Below are 8,533 nucleotides of genomic sequence, written 5' to 3'. Positions count from 1 at the left end.
CCCTATTGGTGCTGCAAAATTTGCAGACCAGTTCCGGCTCTCGGATCTGTTGGCTCCCGCGGGACAACGGCCGCGGTCGCCGACTCAGAGGCGATCGCCGTCGCGACGTCGCGTGGATAGGTGCGGCGTGCCACGGACAAGATCAGCGCTGCGGCGATGACCAGCGTAACCAGCATGATGAGGAAGGTGTGGTTTAACGCAGTGGCGGCGCTCGGCCCAACTCCCCCCGCGCCGGAAAGCCCGCCTTGCCCTTCCCCGGCACTGCTGAGATCTGCCTGTGAGCCGCCTAGGTTGGTGGACACAACGCCGAACACCAGCGGCGCCAAACCTGTGGAGATCGACACTAGCGTTGTCCGTACCGCTTCTGCCGTCCCCCACAGCCGGGAATGCACGATGTCCAGCCGCGCCGCGTCGAGCGGCGGGTTCACACCGCCCAGCCCGATCGCGGCCAAAAACGCGAAGACGATCGCCACCAGCAGGCTGTGCGTGAGCAGTGTCGGAAGGATAAAAATCGCCGCTGCCAGAAACGCCGCCCCACCCACTACCATCCGGGCACCGATGTGACCGCGGGTCATCAGCCAGTCGGCGATGCGTCCGGTGCTCAGCACCCCGATCAGGGCGCCGACGCCGAGGACGACGATGAGCAAGGTGGCCACGGACTGGCCGATCTGAAACCGGCCGCGCAGCAGCGCCACCCCGAAGGTGCTCAACCCGGTGAAGAAGAAGTAGCCGAACGAGGACCCCACCACGAGAACGATATTGGTGCGGATCGAGAGCACATAGCGCACCGCCTGCCATGGCGAGAGACCTTGGGCGTTCTTATCAAGGATGACGGATGCGTGTTGCTGCGCGGCGCCACCATCGCGTGCGGCGATCGACATGGGCAAGTTGTCCGGATTCGCCGCCGACGTGATGCCGCCAGCCTCGGCGGCGAGGCGGCTGCGGCCTCCGCGGGGCGGTTCGCGAAGCATTGTTGCCACGCCGACGGCGAGGATGAGCCCGACGACGGCCAGCCACCAGAACCCCAGCCGCCAGTTCACCGCGGCCAGTTCCCCCGCGACGAGCAGTCCCATTGCCGTGCACGCGCCCTCGCCGGCGAGCACCAGCCCGTACACTCGTCCCCGCTCGCCGGGCGCGAAGAAGTCGCCCACCAGCGATGCGACCACCGGCCCTGACACCGCCACTCCCGCGCCGAGGGCGACCCGGCACACCAGCAGCCAGCCGTAACTGGGGCTGGCGGCGCTCAAAGCCATTGCCGCCGAACACACCAGCAGTGTTATCCACAGCAGGCGAACCCGGATGGTGCGGTCGGCGAGCGCCCCAGCCAGCAGTGTGGCGAGCGCGCCGATACCGGTGGATAGCGTGACTAACAGTCCGACCTGGGTGTTGTCAATGTGCAACGAGCGCTTGAGCGGGACGACCAGCGCTCCGACGGTGCCGTTATCGGCGCTTTGCAGGCCCACTACCAATGCGAGCAGCAGGATCGGCTTCAACCGCTCGGGGCCGCCCGCCGTGCGGGCCAGTGTCACTGTGAGAGAAAGCGTCCCGCGCTTCAGGGCTCGGACCCCCGTTCCAGCGTCAGCACCATCGGCGCCGGGCTCCTTCGTAGCGAAGGCGGTTGGTTGTCGCGACGGCTACGCCGCCACCGCGGTTGAACTCTCCGATGAGCACACACTGCATGTTGGGACGGCTCGTCGTCGAGAGCCCCCACCGCTGAGGTCTACTCTCCACGAAGGACCGGCCCAAACTCAAGATACCGTGGAGGACAGTGTTTTAGCTGCATGACCCGCGCGAGTCACGGCCCGCTCTCCCTACTTTCAGACTCTGGCCGCGATCCATCACCCGATCTTCAACCACTCGGTTGACTATATCCGGTCACCATGGTATTCAACTGCAATGTTGAACATCGAAGCCGCGGTCGTCACCTGACGTGACAAAACCGTTGCAGCACAAGGCAAGGAAAGCATGAAGCCGCCACCCAGGTGCGTGATGAGGAGGCAGCCATGAAGGATGACTCAACACTGCCCGAGGTGGTGTCCCGCGAGGAGTGGCAAGCCGCCCGCAACGTGCTGCTGGCGAAGGAGAAGGAGCTGACCCGGGCGCGCGACCGGCTCAACGCGGACCGGCGGCGGCTGCCGATGGTGCGCATCGGCAAGCCGTACACGTTCGAAGGCGCGAACGGGACGGTAGGCCTGCTCGACCTGTTCGAGGGCCGGCGGCAGCTGGTCATGCACCATTTCATGTGGATCAACGACATCGACGCCGACGGCGTCGAGCACCCGCGCGACACCGGCTGCTCGAGCTGTTCATCCGCGGCCGACCAGATCCCTACCAGGCTGCGGCAGCTGCATATCCGCAACACCACGCTGGTCGCAGTGACGCGGGCGCCGTATGAGAAGCTCGCGGCATTCCGCGAACGCATGGGATGGACGTTTCCCTGGTACTCCTCGTACGGCAGCGACTTCAACTACGACTTCCACGCAACCGTCGACGAACGAGTCGCGCCGGTGCAGATCTTCCACCGCACCGAGGCCGAGCTGGCCGCGGCTGGCATGCGCTACGACCAGCGCATGAGGGGCGACTGGCCAGGCCTTAGCGCGTTCCTCCGCGTCGGTGGTGAGATCTTTCACACCTATTCGACGTTCGGTCGCGGCGTCGAGGAGTTCCACAACGGCAACAACTACCTCGACCTCACCGCGCTGGGCCGCCAGGAAGCCTGGGAGGAGCCGATGGGCCGCGCAGAACCGCTCGGCCTGCAGGTCGGCGGCCCCAACATGCGCCTGCCCGACGAATACAACCTCTGAGGACGTAGACCCATAGCTGGGAGCAGTCATGACCGAAGAGGCGACACGGCGGTGTTCACCACTGGCAACCTCGGGTGAAACTGTAGCGAGTAGTCGAACTCGGCCAGCAACAGCTGTCCCGAGCGGTGGTGACAGGCATCTTTCGGGTCCTCTCTCCTGTCGAGGCCCCACATGCTCGGCCCTCACGACGACAATGCTTCACCGAACTTGACTGGCTATCCGGATGTACGTACACGGATCGGCTCTCCGACGTGCCCGGCGGCGGTGAAGTTTGGGTGCACTGCCAGTCCGGTTATCGCGCCGCGATCGCGGCGTCGCTGCTTGCCGCTCGGAGCGCACGAGCCGCGCGCCCTCGGGATCGCGGCGTGCTGGCCGGTACTGTGATCCCTCCGCCGCGCGGTTACCGGGTGCCGTTCTTGGCGTATCCGGCGATGGCATCGATATTCGACTTGTCGATGAATGCCGGACCGGTCAGCGTGGGCTGGCCGCCGCCGATGATGTTGCGGTTGTTGAGGTAGAGCCACAGCGCGTCTACCGCGAGATAGCCCTGAAGGAACGGTTGCTGGTCAACTGCCCACTGCACCTTGCCGGTTTTGATGGCGTCGACCAGAGCCCCGTTGGTGTCGAAGGTCGCAATCTTGGCCGAGCTGCCGGCATTGTTGACGGATTCGACAGCGGTGAGCGCGATAGGCGCGCCGAGGGTGACGATGTAATCGATGGACGGGTCCTGCCGAAGTTTCGCGGTGATAGTGGACTGCACCGACGGCATGTCGGTCCCGTTGACGTTGAGATTCTCGACCGGACCGCCGAAGCCCGCTTTGACGCCGGCGCATCGCGACTCCAGGGCGACGTTGCCCTGGTCCTGGATGATGCAGATGACTTTCCGCGCTCCGACGGTGGCCAATCGCTTTCCGGCGGCTTGACCCGAAATCTGCTCGTCCTGACCGAAATACGCCTCTGCGCCGGTGGCTTTCCAGTCGTCGATGCCGGCGTTGAACGCCACAAACGGGATTCCGGCCGACGTCGCGGACTGCAGGGCCGGCTTGAGTGCTTCGGGGCGCGCAAGCGTCACCGCTATCGCGGCGACCTTGCTGTCGACGGCGTTCTGTACGAGATTGGCCTGGTCTGGTCCTTGCAATTCGGCCGAATACTTCAGGTCGATGTTGTCCTTAGCAGCAGCGGTTTGGGCGCCCTTACGGATCAGATCCCAGAAGGTGTCGCCGGGCGGCCCGTGGGTGACCATCGCGATGGTTACGCGCGGGGTGTCCGCGTGACCGGCCCCCATGCCGCCGCCGGATTCGCGCGGCTTCCCGCCGGTACTCGAACATGACGCCACGAACGCGACTAGGCACGCGGCCGCGATGAGCGGTTTGACGAGCGACCGTGGTGCGTAGTGGTTCATGATTCGTTCTCCTCAGGCGGAGCCGTTGGCCGCGCTGCCGACCGGCTGCGCGACACCGGCCGCCTCGCGCAGCGCCCGGGCGGCAACCTCGAGCCCGTCCAGTTGTCCGAGTTCGGTGTCCTCATGCTCGATGTTGACCGCCATGTCCGGCTCAACACGACGCAGTGCCTCCGGGAATCGGCTCCAGAAAGCCACGTCGTGACCGCGGCCGACGGCGACGAAGTCCCAGGCCGAATCCTGCGGCCACTTGTTCACCACGTGTCTGCCGCCGATACCGACCGGATTCTGTTCGGTCGGAATCCGGGTGAACCGGTCGTCGAGTACGCCGACGACCTTGCAGTTCTCGGGGATCCATCTCGGCGCCCAGATGAGTTGCTCCGGTCTTCTCCACCAGCCGTACGAGCGTGGGCGGGTTGAAAACCTGATTCTGCGTGCATCTCGATCGCAACTTTGACCCCGTGATCGCTTGCGAGCTTGTCGATTTCCTTCCAGAACGGGACCGCGACCTCGTCCCACTGATAATTTAACGAATCCAAATAGCCGCTGTCCCAAGGTGCGCCATACCACCACCGGGCTTCGGTGATGAATCGCCGCAGGAGATGCAAGCGAATCCGGAGGTTGTCCACGACGTGGCGGAACAGATCGTCGGGCGGCCGGCCAGGCCCGACCACGCCGGCGAAAGGATGCATTCACCTACGATCAACAGCATGAACGAGGACCTGGTTATCACCGACGTTCCGTTCACGCACGACCCGTGGTCCGCGGGGCCCAGGCGCTACGACGCGATGCCCTACCGGCGCGTCGGCCACTCCGGCCTTCTGCTACCCGCGATTTCACTGGGCCTCTGGTACAACTTCGGAGACAATCGGCCATTCGATACCCAGCGCGAGGTGCTGCGCCACGCCTTCGACCGCGGCATCACGCATTTCGACCTCGCGAACAATTACGGTCCGCCCTACGGCTCAGCCGAGGAGAACTTCGGCAGGATGCTGCGCGGGGACTTCAAGCCCTACCGCAACGAACTCATCATCTCGACCAAGGCGGGTTGGGACATGTGGCCTGGCCCCTACGGTCAGCTCGGGTCCCGCGTCTATTTGCTCTCAAGCCTTGACGAGTCGCTCGGGCGGCTCGGGCTCGAATACGTCGACATCTTTTATTCGCACCGCTTCGATCCGCACACTCCGCTCGAGGAAACGGTCGGCGCCCTCGACACTGCGGTCCGAGCCGGCAAGACACGATACGTCGGCATCTCCTCGTATTCGGCCACTCACACGGCCGAAGCGGCGGCGATCGCGAAGCGGCTCGGCACACCGCTGGTTATCCACCAGCCGTCGTACTCGATGTTGAACCGCTGGATCGAGCGCGATCTGATCGCGGAGCTCAACGAAGCGGGCATGGGCGCGATCGCGTTCACCGCTTTGGCCCAGGGCCTGCTCACCAACCGCTATCTGGACAAGCCCGCCGGCGAGGTCACCCGTGCGACCCAGCGCCCAACCTTCGACGACGCGCTGGTGACGGAGACGGTGCGCGAGCGGCTGCACGGACTCGCCCAGATTGCCAAGGGGCGGGGCCAGTCGCTGGCGCAGCTGGCGCTCGCGTGGGTACTTCGCGACCCGACCGTCGCGTCGACTCTGATCGGTGCCTCGAGCGTCGCGCAGCTGGACGAGAACCTCGGTGCGCTCGACAACCTCGACTTCACGCCCGACGAACTGAGTGAGATCGATCGTTACGCCGCCGACTCCGGCATCGACCTTTGGCGTGAGAGCTCCGACCTGTAGGCCTCCGGGCGCTCCACGCAGCGGATCAAGCGCCGCTCTCGGCACTAGCAGGGCCGATTCCCGTGGCGCTTAGACTGCGCTCATGGATGGCCGCTCCCGACAGGAATCGGTTGTGCGGAACGGCCTGCTACAGATCGAGGATTGCCTAGATAGCCGGGGTCACATCGTGTTGCCCGCGGGTGTCACGCTGATATCGCTCATCGACCGCAATATCGCAAATGTCGGTGACTCCGTGGCGTTTCGCTATCTGGACTACGCCCGCTCGGTTGGCGAGCAGGCCGTCGAGCTGACCTGGACCCAACTGGGTATTCGGTTGCGAGCGATCGGTGCGCAGCTGCAACAATTAACAGATCGCGGTGACCGGGTGGCAATCCTCGCCCCGCAAGGCATCGACTACGTCGCCGGATTCTATGCGGCCGTCAAGGCCGGGACCATCGCGGTGCCGTTGTTCGCCCCCGAATTGCCAGGCCATGCCGAACGTCTCGATACCGCACTCCGCGACGCGCAACCGACGGTCGTCCTCACGACGGCGGCGGCGATCGAACCCGTTCAGGGGTTTCTGAACAAGCTTCCGCTCGTCCGCACGCCACACGTCGTCGTGATCGATGAGGTGCCCGACTCGGCGGGGGAGGCGTTCGTCCCCGCCCACCTCGACGTCGATCACGTCTCCCATTTGCAGTACACGTCGGGCTCGACCCGGCCCCCGGTCGGCGTGGAGATTACCCATCGGGCCGTCGGCATCAACCTGCTGCAGATGATCCTCTCGATCGACCTGCTGGACCGGAACACTCACGGCGTCAGTTGGTTGCCGCTCTACCACGACATGGGTCTGTCGATGATCGGTTTTCCGGCGGTGTACGGCGGACACTCCACCCTGATGTCGCCGACAGCGTTCATCCGTCGGCCGCAACGGTGGATTCATGCACTGGCTGCCGAGTCGCGGCACGCCCGTGTGGTCACCGCCGCGCCAAACTTCGCCTACGAGTGGACCGCACAGCGTGGCCTGCCGGCGGCGGCCGAGGACGTCGACCTCAGCAATGTCGTAATGATCATCGGTTCTGAGCCGGTCAGCATCGACGCGGTCAGGACGTTCAACGAGGCGTTCGCACCCTACGGGTTACCCCGCACCGCAATCAAACCCTCGTATGGCATCGCAGAGGCGACCCTGTTTGTCTCGACCATCGACCCCGCCGCCGAGGCGACGGTGGTGTACCTCGACCGAGAGCAACTGAGCGCCGGTCGCGCGGTACGTGTGGCGGCGGATGCCCCCAACGCGGTCGCGCACGTGTCGTGCGGTCGGATAGCTCGCAGCCAGTGGTGCGTGATCGTCAACCCAGCTACCGACGAAGAGCTGCCCGACGGTCAGGTGGGCGAAATCTGGTTGCACGGCGGCAACATTGGTCGCGGCTACTGGGGACGGCCGGACGAAACCCGACTGACGTTCGGCGCCAAGCTCCAATCCCGGCTCACCGAAGACAGCCACGCCGACGACGCGCCGATCGAATGCACATGGCTGCGGACCGGGGATTTGGGGTTGTATCTCGACGGGGAGCTCTACGTCACCGGCCGAATCGCCGATCTGGTGATCATCGCCGGCCGCCAGCACTATCCCCAGGACATCGAGACCACAACCGCGGAAGCCTCGCCGATCGTGCGGCGCGGGTACGTAGCGGCGTTCACCGTACCGGCGAACGAAATGCCGGGATCGGAAACCGATGATCCCACCGAGCGACTGGTGGTCGTTGCCGAACGCGCGGCAGGCACCGGCCGCGCCGATCCACAGCCGGCGATCGACGCAATCCGGTCGGCGGTGTCGCATCGACATGGGTTACTCGTCGCCGACGTGCGCTTCCTGCCAGCTGGGGCGATCCCGCGTACCACCAGCGGCAAGCTTGCTCGCCTGGCTTGTCGCACCGAGTACCTCAGCGGCGTCCTGGGCGTGCATTAGCCGCGCCGGCTCACTCCACGTCGTGGTCGAGCGGGATGGCGACATCCAAGGATGTCCCGCTTCCTGGCCGACTGGTGATGGTCAGCTGGCCTCCGAGGGCCTCGACGCGGTCCTTGAGCCCGATCAATCCCGACCCCCTGTGGGCGTCAGCGCCTCCAATCCCGTCGTCGCGGATCGACAAATACACGTTGGCATCGTCAGTTTTCGCGATCAAGCTCACCTGGGACGCTTGCGCATGTTTAGCGGCGTTGGTCAGCGCCTCGGCCGCCACGTAGTACGCGGCGATCTCCACCGGGTCAGGCAATCGTCGCTCGATCGCCACCTCAAAGCTGACCGGAACCGCAGACCGGCGGGCCAGCGACTTGAACGCTGGGCCCAGTCCGCCGTCGGAGAGGATGGCGGGATGAATCCCGCGGGAGATCTCCTGCAGCTCGCTTGTGACGCCGGTCAGCCCGGACGCGAGCTCAGCCAGTTGCTCCTTGAGGTCGGTTTGGTTAGGGAGCACGGAGCGTTCGGCCATGCGGGCCTGCAGCCCCAAGGAGACCAGCCGCTGTTGGGCGCCGTCGTGCAGATCGCGTTCCAGGAGGCGGCGGGCGTCATC

The 8,533-nt window shown here is 65.2% G+C and carries 6 protein-coding genes and 1 pseudogene; 3 read left to right on the top strand and 4 right to left on the bottom strand.

Annotation, left to right across the window (positions count from 1 at the left end; translation table 11 throughout):
- Window positions 1–2 precede the first annotated feature (2 nt).
- Window positions 3–1,529, bottom strand: a complete 1,527-nt coding sequence (locus VE759_RS01320; RefSeq protein WP_324927492.1) for an MFS transporter — start codon at window positions 1,527–1,529, stop codon at window positions 3–5.
- A 474-nt stretch (window positions 1,530–2,003) separates the two neighbouring features.
- On the opposite strand from VE759_RS01320, the gene VE759_RS01315 reads away from it, so the two are divergent.
- Window positions 2,004–2,804, top strand: coding sequence for a DUF899 domain-containing protein (locus tag VE759_RS01315; protein WP_324927490.1), 801 nt, complete (start codon window positions 2,004–2,006; stop codon window positions 2,802–2,804).
- Window positions 2,805–3,204: 400 nt separating this feature from the next.
- Here the strand turns inward: VE759_RS01315 and VE759_RS01310 are convergent, their stop codons facing one another.
- Window positions 3,205–4,206 (bottom strand): substrate-binding domain-containing protein, encoded by a 1,002-nt coding sequence (locus tag VE759_RS01310; RefSeq protein WP_324927489.1) that lies wholly within the window; start codon window positions 4,204–4,206, stop codon window positions 3,205–3,207.
- Between the two features lie 12 nt (window positions 4,207–4,218).
- Window positions 4,219–4,772: pseudogene (locus VE759_RS01305) on the bottom strand (sugar phosphate isomerase/epimerase family protein); the annotation flags it as partial.
- Window positions 4,773–4,913: 141 nt separating this feature from the next.
- Between VE759_RS01305 and VE759_RS01300 the strand changes: the two are divergent.
- Both VE759_RS01300 and VE759_RS01295 read left to right on the top strand, forming a co-directional pair.
- On the top strand, window positions 4,914–5,984 hold the full coding sequence (locus VE759_RS01300) for an aldo/keto reductase (RefSeq protein ID WP_324927487.1): 1,071 nt from the start codon (window positions 4,914–4,916) through the stop codon (window positions 5,982–5,984).
- Window positions 5,985–6,066: 82 nt separating this feature from the next.
- Window positions 6,067–7,932 carry a fatty acyl-AMP ligase gene (locus VE759_RS01295; RefSeq protein WP_324927485.1) on the top strand — a complete coding sequence of 622 codons (1,866 nt, stop codon included), beginning with the start codon at window positions 6,067–6,069 and terminating at the stop codon, window positions 7,930–7,932.
- 10 nt (window positions 7,933–7,942) lie between these two features.
- Here VE759_RS01295 and VE759_RS01290 read toward each other — a convergent pair.
- Window positions 7,943–8,533: sensor histidine kinase (locus tag VE759_RS01290; RefSeq protein ID WP_324927483.1), on the bottom strand; the 591-nt coding region annotated here is incomplete at its 5' end.

This window comes from Mycobacterium sp., assembly GCF_035640695.1.
Classification (GTDB): domain Bacteria; phylum Actinomycetota; class Actinomycetes; order Mycobacteriales; family Mycobacteriaceae; genus Mycobacterium.
This window is presented reverse-complemented; position numbering and strand designations above follow the sequence as displayed.

Excerpts from the sequence above, each read along its gene's own strand:
- VE759_RS01315 (WP_324927490.1), top strand. The coding sequence starts at position 2,004 with ATGAAGGATGACTCAACACTGCCCGAGGTGGTGTCCCGCGAGGAGTGG.
- VE759_RS01310 (WP_324927489.1), bottom strand. The coding sequence starts at position 4,206 with ATGAACCACTACGCACCACGGTCGCTCGTCAAACCGCTCATCGCGGCC.
- VE759_RS01295 (WP_324927485.1), top strand. The coding sequence starts at position 6,067 with ATGGATGGCCGCTCCCGACAGGAATCGGTTGTGCGGAACGGCCTGCTA.
- VE759_RS01300 (WP_324927487.1), top strand. The coding sequence starts at position 4,914 with ATGAACGAGGACCTGGTTATCACCGACGTTCCGTTCACGCACGACCCG.